Origin of the sequence: Fluviicola sp. (assembly GCF_039596395.1) — a bacterium.
Taxonomy (GTDB): Bacteria; Bacteroidota; Bacteroidia; order Flavobacteriales_D; family Crocinitomicaceae; genus Fluviicola.
The window spans coordinates 21,898-41,434 of the sequence record NZ_JBCNJT010000005.1; the positions used below are offsets into that span (position 1 = coordinate 21,898).

22 protein-coding genes are annotated in these 19,537 nt (G+C 42.7%); 7 read left to right on the forward strand and 15 right to left on the reverse strand.

The window, feature by feature from the left end:
* Positions 1–53 precede the first annotated feature (53 nt).
* From ABDW02_RS19540 to pyrH, 3 genes are read right to left on the reverse strand one after another with little or no spacing between them, the layout of a single operon-like run.
* Positions 54–419: a hypothetical protein gene (locus tag ABDW02_RS19540; RefSeq protein ID WP_343637633.1), complete on the reverse strand. Its 366-nt coding sequence runs from the start codon at positions 417–419 to the stop codon at positions 54–56.
* On the reverse strand, positions 419–982 hold the full coding sequence (frr, locus tag ABDW02_RS19545) for a ribosome recycling factor (RefSeq protein WP_343637635.1): 564 nt from the start codon (positions 980–982) through the stop codon (positions 419–421). Before frr ends, ABDW02_RS19540 begins: the two co-directional genes overlap by 1 nt.
* Before the next feature lie 20 nt (positions 983–1,002).
* On the reverse strand, positions 1,003–1,710 hold the full coding sequence (gene pyrH, locus ABDW02_RS19550) for a UMP kinase (protein ID WP_343637637.1): 708 nt from the start codon (positions 1,708–1,710) through the stop codon (positions 1,003–1,005).
* A 109-nt stretch (positions 1,711–1,819) separates the two neighbouring features.
* Here pyrH and ABDW02_RS19555 point away from each other — a divergent pair, with 109 nt between their 5' ends.
* Positions 1,820–2,242: a DUF2007 domain-containing protein gene (locus ABDW02_RS19555; RefSeq protein WP_343637639.1), complete on the forward strand. Its 423-nt coding sequence runs from the start codon at positions 1,820–1,822 to the stop codon at positions 2,240–2,242.
* Positions 2,243–2,333: 91 nt separating this feature from the next.
* Here ABDW02_RS19555 and tsf read toward each other — a convergent pair whose 3' ends face one another.
* The 4 genes from tsf to rplM form a co-directional block, all read right to left on the reverse strand.
* Positions 2,334–3,164 (reverse strand): translation elongation factor Ts, encoded by an 831-nt coding sequence (gene tsf / locus ABDW02_RS19560; RefSeq protein WP_343637641.1) that lies wholly within the window; start codon positions 3,162–3,164, stop codon positions 2,334–2,336.
* 68 nt (positions 3,165–3,232) lie between these two features.
* Positions 3,233–3,994 (reverse strand): 30S ribosomal protein S2, encoded by a 762-nt coding sequence (gene rpsB, locus ABDW02_RS19565; RefSeq protein ID WP_343637643.1) that lies wholly within the window; start codon positions 3,992–3,994, stop codon positions 3,233–3,235.
* 128 nt (positions 3,995–4,122) lie between these two features.
* Positions 4,123–4,509: a 30S ribosomal protein S9 gene (rpsI, locus tag ABDW02_RS19570; RefSeq protein WP_144334572.1), complete on the reverse strand. Its 387-nt coding sequence runs from the start codon at positions 4,507–4,509 to the stop codon at positions 4,123–4,125.
* A 5-nt stretch (positions 4,510–4,514) separates the two neighbouring features.
* Positions 4,515–4,970, reverse strand: coding sequence for a 50S ribosomal protein L13 (gene rplM, locus ABDW02_RS19575; RefSeq protein ID WP_343637646.1), 456 nt, complete (start codon positions 4,968–4,970; stop codon positions 4,515–4,517).
* Positions 4,971–5,298: 328 nt separating this feature from the next.
* On the opposite strand from rplM, the gene ABDW02_RS19580 reads away from it, so the two are divergent.
* From ABDW02_RS19580 to ABDW02_RS19595, 4 genes are read left to right on the forward strand one after another with little or no spacing between them, the layout of a single operon-like run.
* Positions 5,299–5,943 (forward strand): T9SS type A sorting domain-containing protein, encoded by a 645-nt coding sequence (locus ABDW02_RS19580; protein ID WP_343637648.1) that lies wholly within the window; start codon positions 5,299–5,301, stop codon positions 5,941–5,943.
* Between the two features lie 25 nt (positions 5,944–5,968).
* The gene (locus tag ABDW02_RS19585) at positions 5,969–6,403 is read left to right on the forward strand and encodes a hypothetical protein (protein WP_343637650.1); all 435 of its coding nucleotides are present in this window, start codon (positions 5,969–5,971) and stop codon (positions 6,401–6,403) included.
* A 28-nt stretch (positions 6,404–6,431) separates the two neighbouring features.
* Positions 6,432–6,971 (forward strand): sigma-70 family RNA polymerase sigma factor, encoded by a 540-nt coding sequence (locus tag ABDW02_RS19590; RefSeq protein WP_343637652.1) that lies wholly within the window; start codon positions 6,432–6,434, stop codon positions 6,969–6,971.
* Positions 6,958–8,292: a hypothetical protein gene (locus tag ABDW02_RS19595; RefSeq protein WP_343637654.1), complete on the forward strand. Its 1,335-nt coding sequence runs from the start codon at positions 6,958–6,960 to the stop codon at positions 8,290–8,292. Before ABDW02_RS19590 ends, ABDW02_RS19595 begins: the two co-directional genes overlap by 14 nt.
* Here ABDW02_RS19595 and dinB read toward each other — a convergent pair whose 3' ends face one another.
* A complete protein-coding gene (gene dinB / locus ABDW02_RS19600) occupies positions 8,293–9,378 on the reverse strand; it encodes a DNA polymerase IV (RefSeq protein ID WP_343637656.1) in 1,086 nt (361 codons plus the stop codon). It lies immediately after the preceding gene.
* An 85-nt stretch (positions 9,379–9,463) separates the two neighbouring features.
* On the opposite strand from dinB, the gene ABDW02_RS19605 reads away from it, so the two are divergent.
* The gene (locus ABDW02_RS19605; RefSeq protein WP_343637661.1) at positions 9,464–10,507 is read left to right on the forward strand and encodes a DUF2891 domain-containing protein; all 1,044 of its coding nucleotides are present in this window, start codon (positions 9,464–9,466) and stop codon (positions 10,505–10,507) included.
* A gap of 53 nt (positions 10,508–10,560) precedes the next feature.
* Here the strand turns inward: ABDW02_RS19605 and ABDW02_RS19610 are convergent, their stop codons facing one another.
* The 7 genes from ABDW02_RS19610 to ABDW02_RS19640 form a co-directional block, all read right to left on the reverse strand.
* Entirely contained in the window at positions 10,561–12,966 is a 2,406-nt protein-coding gene (locus ABDW02_RS19610) for a T9SS type A sorting domain-containing protein (protein WP_343637663.1), read from the reverse strand.
* Positions 12,967–13,143: 177 nt separating this feature from the next.
* Positions 13,144–13,917, reverse strand: coding sequence for an enoyl-CoA hydratase/isomerase family protein (locus ABDW02_RS19615; protein ID WP_343637665.1), 774 nt, complete (start codon positions 13,915–13,917; stop codon positions 13,144–13,146).
* 20 nt (positions 13,918–13,937) lie between these two features.
* Positions 13,938–14,495, reverse strand: a complete 558-nt coding sequence (locus tag ABDW02_RS19620) for an RNA-binding protein (RefSeq protein WP_343637667.1) — start codon at positions 14,493–14,495, stop codon at positions 13,938–13,940.
* 122 nt (positions 14,496–14,617) lie between these two features.
* Positions 14,618–15,589, reverse strand: coding sequence for a hypothetical protein (locus ABDW02_RS19625; protein ID WP_343637670.1), 972 nt, complete (start codon positions 15,587–15,589; stop codon positions 14,618–14,620).
* 98 nt (positions 15,590–15,687) lie between these two features.
* Entirely contained in the window at positions 15,688–17,244 is a 1,557-nt protein-coding gene (locus ABDW02_RS19630) for an aldehyde dehydrogenase (NADP(+)) (protein ID WP_343637672.1), read from the reverse strand.
* Positions 17,245–17,247: 3 nt separating this feature from the next.
* Positions 17,248–17,499: a phosphoribosylformylglycinamidine synthase subunit PurS gene (gene purS / locus ABDW02_RS19635; RefSeq protein WP_013687217.1), complete on the reverse strand. Its 252-nt coding sequence runs from the start codon at positions 17,497–17,499 to the stop codon at positions 17,248–17,250.
* Positions 17,483–18,289: a CDP-alcohol phosphatidyltransferase family protein gene (locus tag ABDW02_RS19640; protein WP_343637679.1), complete on the reverse strand. Its 807-nt coding sequence runs from the start codon at positions 18,287–18,289 to the stop codon at positions 17,483–17,485. Before ABDW02_RS19640 ends, purS begins: the two co-directional genes overlap by 17 nt.
* Before the next feature lie 144 nt (positions 18,290–18,433).
* On the opposite strand from ABDW02_RS19640, the gene ABDW02_RS19645 reads away from it, so the two are divergent.
* Positions 18,434–19,537, forward strand: coding sequence for a hypothetical protein (locus ABDW02_RS19645; RefSeq protein WP_343637681.1), 1,104 nt, complete (start codon positions 18,434–18,436; stop codon positions 19,535–19,537).

A 19,537-nucleotide genomic window follows, 5' to 3' on the forward strand; every position in this document is an offset into this window, starting at 1 on the left:
TTAACCAGTATTTTAGCGGGTTTCACGAGAATTGAAAGTGGAATTACCTTTCCTTACTGTTGCTTGTCCAAAAACACCACTCCTTCCGCTATCCGGAAAACCAGCGAGTTTTTATCCATGTCTTCAATCAGCCAGTCAATTTCCTCACCTCCCAGGTCTTCTTTTACCTTGATCACATTCTTCTTAGTAATGCGATAAGTACCGTGAATCGTATCCTGACCGTAAACAACAAAGGGGAAACCGGCATCATTGTCCTTGTCTCCCCCTGTAAATTCATAAACTTCCGAATGGTAAACATATTCACCGTTGTTCTTCAGCATTTTGGAATAATTCCATCTTCCTTCCAAACGGTCGATCATACGCTGTTTGGCACAGGAAAAAAGAACAAAAAGTGAAGCGATGAATAGACTGGTACGCATCAGATCGTCATTATATCTTTTTCTTTCAGATCTACCAAATCATCCACTTTCTTGATGAAAGAGTTGGTAATATTCTGAATTTCATTTTCTGCATCTTTGGTCATGTCTTCCGAAAGGCCGTCTGCCTTCAGGCTTTTAACCATATCAATAGCATCCTTTCGGTTATTCCGGATACCCACTTTTGCGTGCTCTCCTTCGGCTTTTGCCTTTTTTACCAAATCACGTCTGCGTTCTTCTGTCAGAAGCGGAATTTGAATGATCAGTTGTTCCCCGTTATTCTGAGGATTCAATCCCAGGTTTGCATTCAGGATTCCCTTTGCAATTTCATTCAGCATGGAACGCTCAAATGCCTGCACTGTTAATGTACGTGCATCCATTGTATTGACATTTCCAACCTGCTGGATCGGAGTCGGAGAACCGTAATAATCCACCATTACTCCTGAAAGCATGGAAGGCGTGGCTTTACCGGCTCTCACTTTCGTCAATTCGCTTTCCAGGTGGCTTAATGATTTCGCATTGGATGATTTCAGATCATCATAAATTAGTTCTAACTCTTCGGTCATAATTTATCTAAATTGAACTATTAATTTTTTACAATTGTTCCAACTTGTTCACCTGCCATCAATCGCTTCAGATTTCCGGGAGTATCCATATCGAAAACAATAATAGGCAGGTCATTTTCCATACAAAGCGTGAAAGCGGTCATATCCATTACTTTCAATCCGCGGCTGTATGCATCTTCAAACGTGATTGTATCAAATTTGGTAGCGGTCGGATCTTTCTCCGGATCTGCCGTGTAAATTCCATCTACGCGAGTCCCTTTTAAAATCACATCTGCATTGATCTCAATGGCACGCAAAGATGCCGCTGAATCAGTTGTAAAATAAGGGTTTCCTGTTCCCGCACCGAAAATAACCACACGGCCTTTTTCCAGGTGTCTCACGGCTCTTCTTCTGACATAAGGTTCGGAAATTTCCTTCATTTCAATTGCCGACTGAAGCCTTGTCTGAAGACCCGCAGATTCCAGCGCCGCCTGAAGTGCCATGGAATTGATCATCGTTGCCAACATACCCATGTAATCTCCGTGCGTACGGTCCATTCCACCTTCTTCGGCCTGAACACCGCGGAAAATATTTCCTCCACCGATTACGATTGCCACTTCTACACCCAACTCATGAATTTCCTTGATTTGCTTAGCATATTCACTAAGCCGCTGGTTATCAATTCCAAATTGTTTATCTCCCATAAGGGATTCACCACTTAATTTGAGCAGAATGCGACGGTATTTCATAATTATTGAAAGAAGTTGCGCAAATATAGTGGGAATCTTTGAAGATCGGAAAAGGAAAAGCCATTTGTGGAGGAATAATTCGCTAATTTAGAGTAGAAATCCAATTTGAATGGGACTTATCACTTTTAAAACATTCGACAATTCAATCGACGCTCACATACTGAAAATTAAGCTGGAAAGTGAGGGAATTACCTGTTTCCTGTTTGATGAGAATATTGTAAGTGTAAATCCGCTTTACTCCAATTTGGTAGGCGGAATCAAACTGAAGATCAACGAAGAAGATTTGGTGCACGCAAAAAATGTGGTCCTGGAACTGGAGCAAACTCCTTATACCACGGACGACGAACAGGTAATCTCCTGCCCGAAATGCCAGTCAACACATATTGAATCGGGGCATAAATCCATGAAAAGCGTTGGAGCGGTGCTTTCGGCCATTGCTTCCTTCCTGCTGTTTATTTTCCCGCTCTACCGGAAAGACGTGTACAAATGCCTGGATTGCGGGAATGAATTTGATGTAAAAAAACAACAGTAAACCCGCGATTAATCGGGGGCCAACTGTTGTTACCAACAAAAAATCCTGCCCAAACGGACAGGATTTCTATATTTTCAATTTCCAATGAGGATTAGCTCAAAGAGAAACGTTTGAATTCAGTAACAGTCAACCCGTTTTCAGTTGAATCAAGGAACTGCTCAACAGTTACTTTGTTGTCACGGATGAACTCCTGGCTTAACAAAGTATTTTCTTTGAAGAATTTAGTCAAACGGCCCTGAGCGATTTTCTCAGCCATATCAGCCGGTTTTCCTTCCTGGATTGCCAACTCTTTACCAACTTCGATTTCACGCTCAATTGTACGTGCATCAACTCCGTCCTTGTTCAAAGCGATCGGGTTCATTGCTGCAACCTGCATAGCAACCTGGCGACCAGCTTCAGCAACTGACTCACCTCCTTTGTTCAAAGCAACCAAAGTAGCCAATTGGTTTCCAGGGTGGTTGTAAGCAACAACAGTGTCACCTTTAACAACAGCATATCCTGACAAATCCAATTTTTCACCGATCACACCAACTTGCTCAGTAATTTTCTCCTCAACAGTCAATTTATCGTCGTACTTCAATGATTTCAACTCTTCTGCAGTTGCAGGAAGGTTGTTCATTGCGATATCAACCAAAGATTGAACGAAATTGCGGTAAGTATCGTTTTTAGCAACGAAGTCTGTTTCACAGTTCAACGTTAACAATACACCCACTTTGTTATCTGCGCTTGTTTGAGCGAAAACCAACCCTTCTGAAGCTTCGTTTTCACCTCTTTTCGCAGCAACTTTCTGACCTTTTTTACGCAGGATATCTACAGCAGCTTCGAAATCGCCGTTTGCTTCTACCAATGCATTTTTACAGTCCATCATACCAGCACCTGTTTGCTGGCGTAATTTGTTTACATCTGACGCAGTAATTGCCATGACTATAAATCTTTTAAATGTTTATTGCAAATGTATGCCCCGGCTGTTACGCCAGGGCTATTTTACTATTATTCTTTTGTCTCTTCAACTTTAGCAGCTGCTTCTTCTGCAGGAGCCTCATCTTTATCCTTTGTTGAAGTTGCTTTACGGTCATCCAAACCTTCTTTGATAGATCCGCAAATTGCATCCAGGATGATTGCAATTGATTTTGTAGCATCGTCATTCGCTGGGATAGGGAAATCAACCAAACGAGGGTCAGAATTCGTATCTACCATTGCAAATGTAGGGATACCCAAACGTTTTGCTTCAGCCAATGCGATATGCTCTTTCAAGATATCAACGATGAAGATCGCTGCCGGTTGACGAGTCATGTCAGCAATTGAACCGAAAGTTTTCTCCAGTTTGTCACGCTGACGAGTTTTGAATAAACGCTCACGCTTGTTCAAAGTCTCCCATGTACCATCCGTTTTCATTTTGTCGATAGACACCATTTTACGGATAGACTTACGTGTTGTTTGGAAATTTGTCAACATACCACCAGACCAACGCTCAGTTACGAATGGCATGTTAATCGCTGAAATTTTATCAGTGATAATTTCTTTTGCTTGCTTCTTAGTAGCTACGAAAAGTACTTTTTTACCCGACTTAGCAATTTGTTTCATTGCCGCACAAGCTTGATCAAGATGTGCAATTGTCTTATTAAGGTCAATAATGTGGATACCTTTTTTCTCGTCAAAGATATACGGCGCCATTGCCGGGTTCCATTTTCTTTTTAAGTGTCCGAAGTGAACACCCGCTTCTAATAAACTATCAAAATTTACTTTAGACATACTTTTTTTTTTAATTGTTTACGTTCCTTAGTAATCAGCTAAACAAAGGGTTCAGGCTTAACCTGGAGGTTACTTTGTGCTTGGATACTAAACAACCCTCCCGCCAAAGCAGGAAAATAAAATTCAAATTAACGTTTAGAGAACTGGAATTTCTTACGTGCTTTCGGCTGTCCTGGTTTCTTACGCTCAACCATTCTAGGGTCACGTGTCATTAAACCTTCTGCTTTCAACAATGTTTTGAAATCTCCTGATACCTCTACCAAAGCGCGTGAAATACCCAAACGGATAGCTTCTGCTTGTCCGTTGATTCCTCCTCCTGCTACGTTTACTTTAATGTCATACTGACCTAAAGTATCAGTCAAGTTGAACGGCTGCTCAACTTTCCCCTGCAAAATAGCTACCGGAAAGAACTCCTTGTAATCACGTTTATTAATTGTCATCTTGCCCGTACCTTTCATCAAGTATACACGAGCAACTGAAGTTTTTCTTCTTCCTAATGCGTTTACTACTTCCATATCCGTTATTTATTAGCTTTTAAGTTAATAGCCTCAGGGTTTTGAGCCTCATGCTTGTGCTCTGCACCAGCATAAACTTTTACATTTCTGTAAAGCTGACGACCCAAAGTATTCTTTGGCAACATCCCTTTAATCGCTTTTTCGATTACACGTTCAGGGCTGCGTTGCAATAACTCTTGCGCAGTCAATGAACGTTGTCCTCCTGGATATCCAGTGTATCGAACGTACTCTTTGTTCTCCAATTTTGTTCCGGAGAACGACACTTTTGCTGCATTGATAACAATCACGTTATCTCCACAGTCAGCGTGCGGTGTGAAGTTTGGCTTGTGTTTTCCACGTACTAACTTCGCTACCTCACTTGCCAAACGACCAACTGTGTGGCCTTCAGCATCTACCAACAACCACTTCTTATCAGCGGTTTCCTTGTTAGCAGAAACAGTTTTGTAACTTAAAGTATTCACTAACCTTAATTTTTAAATAAGACAATATCCCCAAAATCCACTTTGAGGGGTGCAAAGATAGAAACTCTATTTTTTATTAACAAGGGAATTGTAAATAAATCTGTAGTAAATGCGTTTGAAGAAAGCCTGAACCAACGTTTTACAGACAGATTTATCTTTATTACATACAGAATTAGATAAAACTGCAGATCGCTCCTTTTCCGGACCGGATTGCAAATTTCCGAAAAAAATTTCGCCCGCATGCAACCCTTTCCTTTTTTGTTTTGTATTCCCTTCGAAACACATTAGCGCCGGCGCATTGCAATGAACTAAACAAAAAATGAACACAATGAAAAATATCCGATTAAAGCAATTTTTAATTGCAGGTTTACTATTCTTGTCCGGTCACACCTTTGCACAGCAACTTCCGGGCATTGACAGCTTAAAACTAATCCCCGCAAATCCAACTTCAAACGACGCATTGAAAGTAGTCTGCCACACTATTTTCCCTTATGGTGGTTGTCAGTTAAACAGTATACACGCAGAGCAGCAGGGAAACGACATTTTTCTGTCGCTGGATTATACCATCGGGATGATCACTTATATCTGCGACCGTAAGGATACGATCCCTATTGATAACCCGGGAGCGGGAGATTTCCGGTTGCTGGTATCTATTACTACAAATGGGCAGGCAACCGTTCACGATACAGATACCCTGGAATTCCACATCGATCCTTTCCTTGGAATTCAGGAATTTACTTCCGGTGGCTTCGACGTTTATCCCAATCCATTCCACCATGAGCTTACGTTCAAAACAACCTTCCCTGTCGGAAAAATGGAACTGCATGCCATGACAGGGAAGCTGGTTTATTCCGGGGAACAGTTACCTGAAAACCCGCCTATTGATCTGTCTTACCTGGAACAGGGAATTTACATGGTCACTTTAACAGACCCGGACGGAAATGCCTTTACCCGGCGAATTGTTAAACAATAAGTTGCTATCAATAATCTTTAGACACATGAAAACACTTGTTCACAGCGCGTTCCTTTTGCTTTTGACGTTCACGTTTACGGCATGTCAAAAAGAAACAAGACCAACAACCACAAGCAGCACCCCAAAAAGCACCATTGACGGAAAATGGTACCTGATGCGTATTCATGGCGGAATCAGCGGGGCCAACGAAACACATGCAGCCGGTGATATTTCCTGGAGTTTCAATACATCAACCGGCACGTTGACTGTTAACAATACGGTTGGTAATTCCACCTATTATTACTTACCTTCGGGAACATATCCTTTTCAGCAAATTTCGAACGCTAACGGAAACTACTTAGTAATCGATGCCAATGAGTTGGGACAGTTTGTATTCTCCGGGAATCAATTACTGATTGATGAAAACAAAAAGTCGACCGGTGAAGGTGCCTGCGGATTTTACTTAACGCTTCAGCGCTAGAAATATCTAAAATGGTGTAATAAAACAGATGGAGGAACACATAGAAGCATTCATCAAGGGCGATAAAAAAGCTTTTGACCGGGTATACGAAAAGTATGCCCCTTCTATGCTTGGTGTCTGTATGCGTTACTCCAATTGCCGGGATGATGCGCAGGATATTCTCCAGGAAGCGTTTATCAAAGTGTACGAGAACTGCGGAAAGGCCAACCCGGAATTACCGCTAGGCCCGTGGATAAAAACCATTACTATCCGCACAGCGATTAATTTATTAAAACGACAGCGAAAATTGGTTTTGAAAGAAGATGAGAACTTCTTCGAATCAACTGTTGAAATTTATGACACCGAAAACAGCAGCGAGAACAAACAACTGGAATTATTAAGGCTGTTAAACGCTATGCCGGCAGGCTACCGTACTATCTTCAACTTGTTTGTCATGGACAACCTGACTCACAAAGAAATTGCGGAATACCTGGAAATATCCGAAGGAACTTCCAAATCACAATTAACAAGAGCACGTGATTGGCTTAAAAATAACCTGGAAAAAAAAAGAAACGATGAAAGAGCCTGATGAAATAGACCTGTTGTTTCAAGATGAATTGGACGGATTGACATTCACTCCCGACACCTACGTGAAGGAGAATATCGATCATGCGATCGCTTCCAAAAAGAAGCGCCGGAGATTCCTGTTCATTCTTTTCCCGGTTCTTTTCGGATTATCCGCATTGGCCGCAACCTTATCACTTTATCCTTCCGGTAAGAAGATTGAACCAACTAAGCTGCTTACCTCCCAAAACAGACTCGCTGAACATAAATCTAATGCTGATAGAAAGGCTTCCGGAAAAACTTCCAAATCTTCAGCCTCTAACACTCTCCCGATAACTACCGGGGCTGTTTCTCATTCTCATTTAATCCAAAGCGATCAGCCGCGGCTGGCTGCTTTGGATTCTCATTCTCATTCTCATTCTACCTCCCCAAACGTTCTTATCACTAAGACCACTTCCAAACTTATCCTGAAAAGCGAACCTGTTTCAACAGCCGGGAAAACACCTGAACACTTGCTTGAGCAGAACAAACAAGAAATACCTGCAATCACAGATCCGGTAAAATCAACAGATCGTATACCAGCTGAACAGGAAGTCCTTGCAGCAAACAAACCGGATACCAGTACTGCCACGGTTCCCGATTCTGATTCGTTAGCCATTTCAGAAGTACTCAAACGCGCGGGTTCAAACAAAGAAGCGGGAAAATGGTCCTTATCGGTATTGACCTACTGGGAAGGCGAAAAAAGACGGGCTTCCGGTTTCAGCGATGAGCCGTTTATTGCCTTCAAAAGAGAAAATGCGCAGGTGCATGCTTCTACTTTCTACGGAAAAGTGGAAATCAACCGGCAATTTGCACAGCGCTGGGAAGTTCTGACAGGAATTGGTTTCCGTTCTTCTGAGATTGTGCAATACGGCAACCTGGAAAGAATAGAAATTCCGATCGACGGGGTAAGTTCGGGCGTTCCGCAACCGGTTCCCAATTCTCCCGATACGATTCGCTGGTCTGAAAAGCAATCATTCCGGGTAAACTCCATCGTTCTGCCGATTGGTTTCGCGTGTTCCATTCCAATTGGCAATAAACTGCGAACCCGCCTTTCAGCCGGTGCAGAGTTCGCTTACGGTCATGTTTCAAGCAAGTTCACACATCCGGATTTAAGTGCTCCGAAATTCCGTCCGTTCGGCTGTTCCGTTTGGCTGCGCCCGGAATTGGTTTATTCCTTCGGTAGAACTGAACTGTTTGGTTTTGGGACGTTCAATCATACACTTTCCCAGCAATTGAGATGGAAAATCGATGCACCGAGAAATCCTGCTTTCGGCGTGGGAATCGGATTGCGGATCAGGCTGTAATCAGAATTGAAGTGTTAATTGCTTGTTCCGGTCCGGTTCTTCGTCTTCCGTATTCAATTTGGAAAGCGAGATTCCCAGCAAACGAACAGGTTTTTCTACTTCCAGATGATCCAATAATGATTCTACCAAAGGAAAGAAATCGTTTTTATTCCACATGTATTCTGTAATGGTCTTTGCGCGGGTTTGGGTGGTGAAATCAGCATACTTGACTTTAATCGAGACACACTTTCCCGCAATGGAACGTTTCTCCATCCTGCGTTCCAGGTCAACAGCAATCTCTTCCAGCTTCTCCCTAATTTTATGTTTGGAATAAATTTCCGAAAAATAGGTGTGCTCAACAGCAAAGGATTTCCTGATGCGATCAGGCTTTACCTGACTGCGATGAATTCCACGCACAATGTTGTAAAAATGAAGTCCTTGTTTCCCAAAATGCTGCGTGAGGAAAGTCATGCTCTTTTTCTTCAGGTCTTTGCCATTCCGCACGCCCAGTTCCTTCATTTTGGCAGCCGTTACTTTTCCGATTCCAAAAAACCGCTCAATGGGCAATTTCTCTAAAAAAGCTTCCACTTCATCCGGCCCCACAGTCAACTGACCGTTCGGTTTATTGACATCTGAGGCAATTTTGGCCGTAAACTTATTGATCGAAATCCCGGCGCTGGCAGTCAGCCCGACTTCTTTCAGGATGCGATCACGGATTTCCTTTGCCAATAAAGTTGCCGACGGAAGGCCTTTTTTATTGGCTGTCACGTCCAAAAAAGCTTCATCCAGGGAAAGTGGCTCTACCAAATCCGTGTACTCGTGAAAAATAGCTCTGATTTGCGCAGAAATTTCCTGGTAACGCTCAAAACGGGGGCGCACAAAAATCAGGTCCGGACATAAACGTGCCGCCGTGGAACTTGGCATCGCTGATTTCACTCCGAATTTCCTGGCTTCATAACTTGCCGCTGCAACCACACCACGCAATTTGCTTCCGCCAACAGCAATCGGCTTACCTTTCAGTTCCGGGTTGTCCATTTGTTCCACAGAAGCATAGAACGCATCCATATCGATGTGAATGATTTTCCGTTCTTCTGCCTGGTTTTCCATGATTTCGTTCTCCTTACAAGAATACAAAGTTACGCATCATTCAGCGGAAGAAAAATAATCCTACATTTGAAAGAAATCGCAACTGATGAAGTTTTTGACCGTAACATTCCTTTTCCTTGCAACACTTGCTTCCGCGCAGGAAATTTCACTGACAGAAGCAAAAAGATTGCTGAGCCTTCCCATGAAATGTATTCAAAAAGAATATCCGAACAAATTGGGACAGGTTTTGAATGAAAGAGGAGATTTGAAATCGCCCGCCGAGCTTCATCCTTCATTCTACGGTTGTTTCGACTGGCACTCTTCCGTTCACGGCCATTGGCTCATGGTAAAAATACTCAGCAAATACCCCGAACTGGCAACCGATTCGGTATTGCTGCTGCTGCGGACCAATCTCAGCAAAGCTAATATCCAAAAGGAAATCGAATCTTTCGGTGTAAAGAATAACGGATCTTTTGAACGCACTTACGGCTGGAACTGGCTGTTGAAATTGCAATTGGAACTCGAAAACTGGGAGCATCCGGCGGGAAAAGAACTGAGCGCAAACCTGGAGCCCTTATCCGATCTGTTTTGCAAAAAGTACATCGACTTTCTGCCGAAACTGAATTATGCCATTCGTTCCGGAGATCACATCAATACAGCTTTCGGGCTGACTTTCGCTTACGATTACGCACTGGCACATTCGAACGATTCCCTGAAAAATGTCATTGAAAAACGCGCGCGGGATTTCTATTTCAACGATAAAAATTATCCGCTCCATTTGGAGCCAAGCGGTTACGATTTCCTTTCGGGAGGTTTTGAAGAAATAGACATCATGCGAAGAATCCTGTCCAAAGACGAGTTTAAAAAGTGGCTGAAACAGTTCGCCCCTCAATTATTCAGCAAGAAATTCGCACTTGAACCCGGAAAGGTTTCCGATCGTTCGGACGGCCACCTGGTACATCTGGACGGATTGAATTTCAGCAGAGCCTGGTGTTTATACGGAATTACGAAAACATTACCGGAATTGAAGCATTTGAATGCCATTGCGGATCAGCACATCCGGACATCCCTTCCGAACATTGTAGACGGGGATTACATGGGCGAACACTGGTTGGCGAGTTTTGCTTTGCTGGCTTTGCTTTCTAAGTAAATAAGCAGGGACGCGATTAATCCCGTCCCTGCTTATTTGTTCTATTTCTATTCTCAGCGAACAATCAAACGTTTTGTAGTAACTGATTGGTTTGTTTTAAGCGTTACGAGATAAATTCCTTGTTTCAGATCCGAAACATTCACTGAAGCTGTTTTTGCATTTGGAAAATAAATGCCAACTTGCTTCCCGTTGATGTCAGAAAGTGTGACTTGATTTATTTCAGTTTCAGCGTGAACAAAGAACTCATTTTCTGCCGGATTCGGATAGAGCTGAATAGTTTCTGCCTGGAATTCGTTCAGACCCAAACCAACGGTAAACAAATTCTCTGTAGTATTCGTTACGATCGGGGCATTGTAATCGAAATAGATGTACGCCGTATTGTGAATGGTTGTTCCATGCGGCAATCCCGAAAGTGGTTTTACCCGGTATTGAATAAAGCCGATTGAGCCCTGCGGGTCGCTGGCACTGTCGGGCAGCATGATATTCGGAAAACGAACGGTCAACAGGCGTGTTGAAGCATTTACAACCGTATTGAACTCATGACTGGCGTTCACTGCTTTAAAAGTCGTTAAGTCCAGGTTTGCATCCAGCGTATCGGCCAAACGAATGTTGAATGCCGGAGCATTTCCCGTGTTTTGAAAATAAACCGTATAAGTAAACTCATCATCATAGCCCGGTTCAACAATTTCCGGATATGTTTGTTTGATATTCGGATCGTAAGAATTCACGACCTCATAGCAGTAGCTTAATCCATTATTCGAGGAGCTCAATTCTCCCGCCGCCGTTGTGGAAACCGCAACAGAAACACAGAATTCATCTCCGCCCTGGGCTGTTGTATCTGTCAGTACTGATACAAAAAACTCCATCGCTCCCGGCGCTCCGAAATCCGCAACGGCGTATACGGCTATATTTCCTGAAACACTTATCGGAGACCCCAGAAAAGTAACAGTTCCCGGACCTGCAACCGAAATGCTCACTTCTCCTGAAATCCCGGAAGCGCAGTGCATGTTATATGGAGCAGTTAAATCACCGGCCAGGATTTCCACGGTGTGTACCTGACCCGGAAAAAACCAGCCGTTAGGAGTGATGGATTGTACTCCCAAATCATAACCGTCACAAACCAATCCGAAATCTCCGCCTGAAACTACCGTATCTGCATAAGGAACTGTTGCCGTAGATGTAATTCCCGATGGGCAGGTTACCTGGAGAACATCTGTCAGATTTACTGTATCAATACTCAATGCATAAGTTCCCGGAACTGCCGAAAAATAATAATCTCCGTTAGCCAGGCTCGTAGACGATGTAATCAACGAACCGTTTGAATCAAATAGAGACATCGGAACATAAGTGAGTGTTTGCCCGGTACTGATACAATTGCTGTTTGCGTCATGAAAAACCGTCCCTTCAATTCCGGTTGCCGCGGCACAACCATTCGGGTTATTAACCGGGTCATTCTCAATACATAAGGAATAAGCTAATGTTGCCGGATCCATTGCAGGAATATAGTTTGGCAGACAGGTAAATGGGTTGTTCGCTATAAAAACACCTGTAAGGGACAACGGAAATTCTCCAAAACAATGAATATTATTCCCTACACAATTCAGAGTTTGTAAGCCATCAGGTAATTCAGGCAAGGATGTTAGTTGATTAGATGCACAATTAAGATAATACAACGTAGCCGGAAGATTCGGAAGGGAGGTTAATTGATTTCCATAACAAACAAGTAGGTTCAATGTACCCGGCAAAGCTGGTAATACTGTTAACATATTTCCTGAACAAGACAACCCAGTCAATGTTGGAGGAAGAGCAGGAAGCGCGGTCAATTGAATACTATCACAAATTAAAGAATGCAAGCTGGCCGGCAACGTTGGAAAAGAATTCACAGGATTACTGGAAATATTAAGCGCTGTTAAACCATTTGGTAATCCCGGAATTACGGCAATTTGATTATTCGGACAATCCAGGCCTATAAGTATTCCTGGTAAAGCAGGCAAAGCCGTTAATTGATTTCGACCACAATTTAGTCCAATAAGGGAATTCGGCAAACCCGGCAAAGAAGTCAATTGATTATCAGAGCAATATATCAATCTTAAATTCATTGGCAATACAGGCAAAGAAGTCAACTGGTTACTACTGCATTCTAAAAGATCTAAGTTCACCGGTAACGCAGGAAGTCCAGTTATTTGATTGTCATAACAGCTCAAATAAACCAGATTTTCAAACGCCTGAACTCCTTCTATACTCATTAAGTTCATTGAATTTAAAAACAATGTATCTTCTGCCTGTATATCCGCATGATCGGCATCAACAAAGAAATTCCCGCCACTGGTCATAAAAGCACCCGCCGGATAATGAGCAGTTAAAAAGTTCTGAAAATTGGGATCCGGAACCTGAACCCAGGTCTGTGCATTCAACTGAAGGCTGACGAACGCAAGGATAGTTATAAGTAGTGTTTTCATCTTTAGGGGTTTAACCGAGTTCAAATGTACTCTTTTTTCACTGCCGAAAAAAGGAAATCTCATTGAATGAATAATCACAGCCTGTCAATGACTAAATCATTATAAACTAAAAACATTGCTCACCAAAAAAGGGCATCCGCCACAGCAGATACCCTTTCAGTATTTCAATCGATTTGTTTATTTCTTCTTAAACGAATTTATCGCATTTACCGTGAAATCGGACAAAACCAATGTTCCACTGATTCCCGCGCGGTCTGATAACAACTGATCCCAATCTTCGGTTCCTTTCCAGAAGATCTTTTTCAATTCCGCCATTGCTTCCGGGCTTGATTTCGCTAAAACGGTTGCAAGACGCATAATCTCATCATCCATTTCTTCTTCGCTGTCAAACACATCCGCATACAAGCCATTTTGCATAGCCCATTCGGCAGTTCTCCACTCTGTGGCATTGATTGCCAGCTGTGACATGGCTGAAAGCCCCATTTTACGCTCAACTGCCGGTCCAACCACAAACGGCCCGATTCCAACAGCCAATTCGGAAAGTTTTACTTCCGCGAAACGCGTTGCGTAGCAATAGTCAACTGCCGAAGCAATTCCTACTCCTCCACCAACTGCTTTTCCCTGTATACGGCCAATGATTAATTTGGGGCATTTTCTGCATGCATTGATGACCTGTGCAAACCCCGAAAAGAATACTTTTCCGGATTCCAGATCCTGGATAGCAATCAATTCATCAAAACTTGCACCTGCGCAAAATGCTTTATCTCCTGTGGATCTTAATACGATCACTTTTACAGCAGGATCATTTCCTGCGTCTGTAATGGTGTCGGCCAGTTTGCGGAGAATTTTTCCCGGCAATGAATTACTTAAAGGATGTCCGAATTCGATTGTAGCAATACCGAATTCATCGACACGCATTTCTACGTGTCCCTGGTTGATAGCTTCTGACATGGATTAAATGGAACTAATTATCAGTTATCAAATTTTCTGCGTGGACGCATCTGACGTTCACCTGAACCGGAATTCGAGTTTCCTCCTTCATTACGGTCATTACGATCATTTCGATTGTAATTGGAGTTTCCACCTTCGTTACGGTTGTAGTTTGAATTCCCGCTTCCACCTTCACGGTTGTAATTGGAATTCCGGTCGTTGGATCTGTAAGATCCGCCACCGCCACCACCTTGTCGCGGTCCGTTGTTGTTGAACTTCTTTTGTCCACCGAAACCACCTTGCTTATTTCCATAGGATGGTTTTTTCGGCTTGTCTTCCGGTTTCGGACGATTTGCTTTCGGAGAAGCAATTTTCACATCCAGCTTACGGCCGTTTACTTCGAAACCGTTCAGTGCCTGAATAGCATTGATTGCTTCTTCGGCGCTTTCCATTTCGACATAACCAAAGCCTTTAGATTGTTTTGTTTTGGCATCAAACACTACGTGAGCCAAGTGAACCGCACCAAACGCTGAAAACGTTGCTTGCAAATCCTCCGATGTAATCTCCCAATCGAGATTTGCGATAAAAATATTTGTCATTTACCTAACTTTAAAATTGGACTTCAGTCCGACTAATTTACCTAAAACGTTTCAACGTTTATTCCTTTTTAACAGTTAGCTCCGGAACTAAAATAATCCCGGAGCTCACATTCTTTATTTTCTTACTTCAATGTGAAGCTATCGGAACCGATAACTTGTCCATCACAGTAGATTTTTACTTTGTAATTTCCCTTCACCGGCTCTTCACCGTTGAAGTCGTAGAAGATCGTCACATCAACCGCTTTGTTTCCATACTGGATATCACGCTTGGCTGAATATACGAAATTTCCTCCGTCAGCACTTGCAGTACCTCCTGAACGGCCTTGCAATGTTTTACCGTCCGGATCAATGATCTGCATATAAACGGTACGGTCTCCCGCTGTTGCAATATTGTTTTCACCGATTGTAAACGATGATTTTGCTTGAACACAGTTACGAGCTTTCGTAGTTGGTTCTGTGGTATCATTCAATTTCATACGTAAACCGGTTGAAGAGAAGCCGTAAGCTGCCAGTTTCGAACCTTTCTTAACCTGTTCGGCACTTGCTTCCGCCTGACCTTTATAGCTGTCACGCTCTGTCTGCGTTTCTGCCAACTGGCTTGAAGTTTCATCCAATTCCGAAGTCAACTTCAGGTTCATGGTATTCAGCTGGTCGATCTGTTTCACATAACTGATCATGATCTGACGTAAGGTTTCGTTCTCACGCTTCAACTTCGCAATCAACGATGCTGTTACACGACCATTCTTTTTTGCTGTTTCCAACTCAGTCATCAATCCCTGGATCTTGTCTTTCTGAGCATTCAAGCTATCAGATTTGGATGCATCTTTCTTAATCAACGCATCGTAAGTATCCATCATGTTGGTGAAATCCGACATCAAGTCGTTAGTGGTTTCACTTCCTAAGAACGGAGCCATCATTTTGTTCATTTCTTCGATGTCCGCCTGAAGTTCTTCATTTTTCTTCGTTGCTTCTTTCAAAGCGCCGTTTTTTGAACTCCATAAATAAGTCATCGTTCCTAATAAAACAACCAACAAAACAATAATCGCTGTTAGTGCCGGTGTCATGTTTTTCTTTGAGCCTGATTCTTCTGACATAATCTAAAATTTAAATACAAATATAACAATAGAACTAATGAACGATAGGGAATTCATCGAGACAAATAAAGCGTTTTTAATTCGTCCCTCCAATACGTTTATTCGTATTTTCCGTTAAGAAAATGTAAAAAATGGGTGTTTCCATTGAATTCCACCTTTTTAGAAATGAAATTTTCCGGGAAGTTTTGGAAGGTAACAGGCCGCTGGAAACGCTTGATGGCATCCCAACCCACGGATGTGAAGTAAGAATTCAGGCTGCTAGGGAATGGTCCGCCGTGCTGTTGTGCAAAGCTCACCTCTACTCCAGTCGGCACGCCATTGAATATAATCCTACCTGATTTAGCGGTTAAAACGGGCAGAAAACGATTGATTTCTTCGTCTGTTTCTGCATATAAACTATTTGTAAGCTGACCTTGCAGCAACTGCATACACATTCTCAATTCCACTTCATCGGAACATTTCACAATGGTCAGATAAGAACCGAAGATCTCTTCCTGGATTTGAGGATGTTTCATGAAATGTTCAGCAGTTGTTTCGGCTAAAGTAGGCTGAATGAAATTCCCTTCGTGTTTTCCTTCGTAAAGAACTGTTACCAAAGCCGCATGTTCTTTTACACGTTCGAAATACCGCTTTGAAATTCCGGGATGCAGCATACATTGTAATTCGCTACCGGAAAACGCGTTGATCAATTCTTGCTTGAAGAAATTCAGATTTGCACCTTCCTCAATAAACAACAAACCGGGAGACGTACAAAACTGGCCTGCATTTAATAAAACAGAAGCGGCAAGTTGTCTGGCAATTTCCGCTGCTCGTTTGTCAAGGGCACTTTTCGTTACTGCAACCGGATTGGAGCTTCCCATTTCAGCATACAGGGAAATCGGCTCCTTGCGTTCATCGATCAATCTTTGAAGCGCCATTCCGCCTCCGATGCTTCCTGTAAAACCTACGGCTTTTACGCGCGGGTCCTGAACCAGCTTTTGGCCAACCGTAAAATCTTCCGCCAGTAAATGACACAAAATCCCATCCGGCATATCGTGTTCTTTTGCTGTTTCCAGAATAAAATGAGCGGAAATCGAACTCGTATGCGGATGCATGGCATGCGCTTTCACAATAACGGAACAACCCGCTGCAAGTGCAGAAGCCACATCGCCACCCAGGGTAGAATACGCAAAAGGGAAATTACTTGCCCCGAAGACCACCACGGGTCCAACCGGGATATTTATTTTTGTAAGAGACGGTTTGGGAGCCGGTTTTCTCTCCGGATCAGCTTCATCGATCTTGATCTCCAATGCATACCCGGTTTCAACAGCCTTTGCATAGAATTCAAACTGGAAACAAGAACGTGCATACTCCGTTTCTGCACGATCCCGGGGCAAACCGCTTTCGGCACAAAACCATTGGATCAACAATTCTTTATTGGCCTTCAGTTTTTCCGAAATGGCCTTCAGGAATTGTACCCGCTTTTCAACGGAAATTAAGCGATAAGCTTCAAACGCTTCCTGTGATTTGGCAAGAGCCTCGTCTACTTCTTCTGGAGAAGCCTGACGAAAAGGTGTTTCAAATGGCTGGTTGTTTCTTGGATCTATTCCAAAAAAAATACGATCTCCAAAAGCGCTTATTTGATAACCAATGTGATTCTTGCCTAAGAAGTTCATGGCTTACGCCTCCTCAACAGTGTATGAGTAACTTTCCATGATTTGGTTTGAAAGCAATTTCTTACAAGCCAATTCAACTTTCTCAGTTGCTACATCTTTAGAAGGTGCATCCACAAAAAGACGTACGTGTCTTCCAACTCGTACTCCTGTAATTTCAGGCAAACCGATTGTCGGCATACTGTTAGTAACTGCTTTTCCTTGAGGGTCTAACAATGCCTCTAATGGCATCACATCGATTTCAGCTTTGAATTTCATGCGTTCGATTTTTTCGAAGAATGTGTTGAATAAATGATAATAACAGGTACAAAAGTACAATAATTGGAATGGACCAAATCAATAAAGTTGAAATAAGTATTCCACAACTTATCAAGAACACGTAGCGGGTCCCGTTCCCTTTCCATTTAAAATGCTTGAATTTCAGCGCAAACAAAGGTAATTCAGAAACCAGAAGCAGGGACATAATTACAATAATCGGAATGAGCACCGCCGGCTGAATGAGCCAGATAATCAGATCGTGTTCCCAGCCCGTTTTATTTCCATATTGTGCCAAAAGCAGCGGAAAAGCCATAAAGAAAATGGTATTGGCCGGGGTTGGTAAACCGATAAATGATTCCGACTGACGGGTATCGATGTTGAATTTTGCGAGGCGAAACAGCGAGAAGAAAGGAATGATTAATGCCAGGAAAGGAAGTTTATTATCCCATTGCAAATTAACCAAATCGTAGAGTTCAACATGCATAGACATATTCAACAATGCTGTTGACTGGAATAAATCAATGCCTCTTTGCTGAATGACCATTAAAACAAACATGATAATCCCCGGGGCCAATCCGAAAGAGATCATATCCGCCAATGAATCCAATTGTTTCCCCAACTCGCCCTGCTGCTTCAGCATTCGTGCCGCAAACCCGTCGAAAAAATCCAAAACTGCCGCCAGGAAAATAAAATACGGAGCGATATCGATTCTTCCCGCAAATGCCAGGATAATAGCAAGAACTCCACAAAGCATGTTGCTGGCAGTGATCAAATTAGGTAAATTGAACATTTTCATGGGGTGAATGAATATTTTGTTAGTTTAAATATTTCAAAAGTGTGTAAATTTACACTTCGATTTTATCATTAAACCATCGGGACACACAATTTTTTATAAAAGATGCAGTTAATAGCAATCGTGAGGAACTTGTATACTATGAAATTTTACCTAATTGTTTGCATTACTGCTTGCTCTTTCCTGTCGTTCGGACAAGGTTCGTTAGCACCCAAATATTCCAACGAATTCTTAGCCATCGGTATCGGGGCAGACGCTTTGGGCCTTTCCAATGCAGTTGTTGCTCAGACCAGTGGTGTAAACAGCGGTTACTGGAACCCTGCAGGTTTGGTGAGAACCAATAAATGGCTGGATATCGGTTTGATGCACTCGGAATATTTTGCGGGAATTGCCAAATACGATTATTTAGGCCTTGCTCACCAGATCGATGAAAAAAGTGCGGTCGGTTTATCCGTTATCCGTTTTGCGGTAGACGACATTCCGAATACGACTCAATTGATTGATAATGAAGGCCGCATCGATTACGACAAGATCACCACATTTACAGCTGCAGATTACGCATTCCTGTTCTCATATGCCCGTAAAACCAAAGTTCCCGGATTATCTTTGGGAGGAAACTTCAAAGTCATTTACCGCAAGGTCGGTGATTTCGCAAAATCCTGGGGATTCGGTTTGGATGCAGGAGCAACTTACGAGAAAAGCGACCGGTTGAAGTTCGGAGCAGTACTGCGTGATGTAACTTCCACATTCAATGCATGGATTTTTACACTCGACGATCAGACGAAAGAAGTATTCACCCTGACAGGAAACGAAATCCCGCGAAACGGACTGGAACTGACCCTTCCGCGTTTGATTCTCGGGACTTATTACAAACAGCCACTTGGTAAAAAAGGGCTTTTTGTTTCCGGGGAATTGGATCTGGACATGACTACGGATGGTAAACGAAATACGATCATTAAAACAAATGTGGTCAGTTTCGATCCGCATATCGGGATTGCATTCGGATTTAAGGAATTGGTTACACTGCGCGGAGGAATTTCCAACTTACAGTATATCAAGAACTTTGACGACTCAAAAAAATTAACCATTCAACCAAACATTGGTATTGGATTACACATTAAAGCTGTATATTTAGACTACGCATTTACTGATATCGGTGACGCTTCAACTGCATTGTACTCACATGTCATTTCATTACGTCTTGCACTGAACAAACCAAAAAATGCGGTGAAAACAGATGAATAA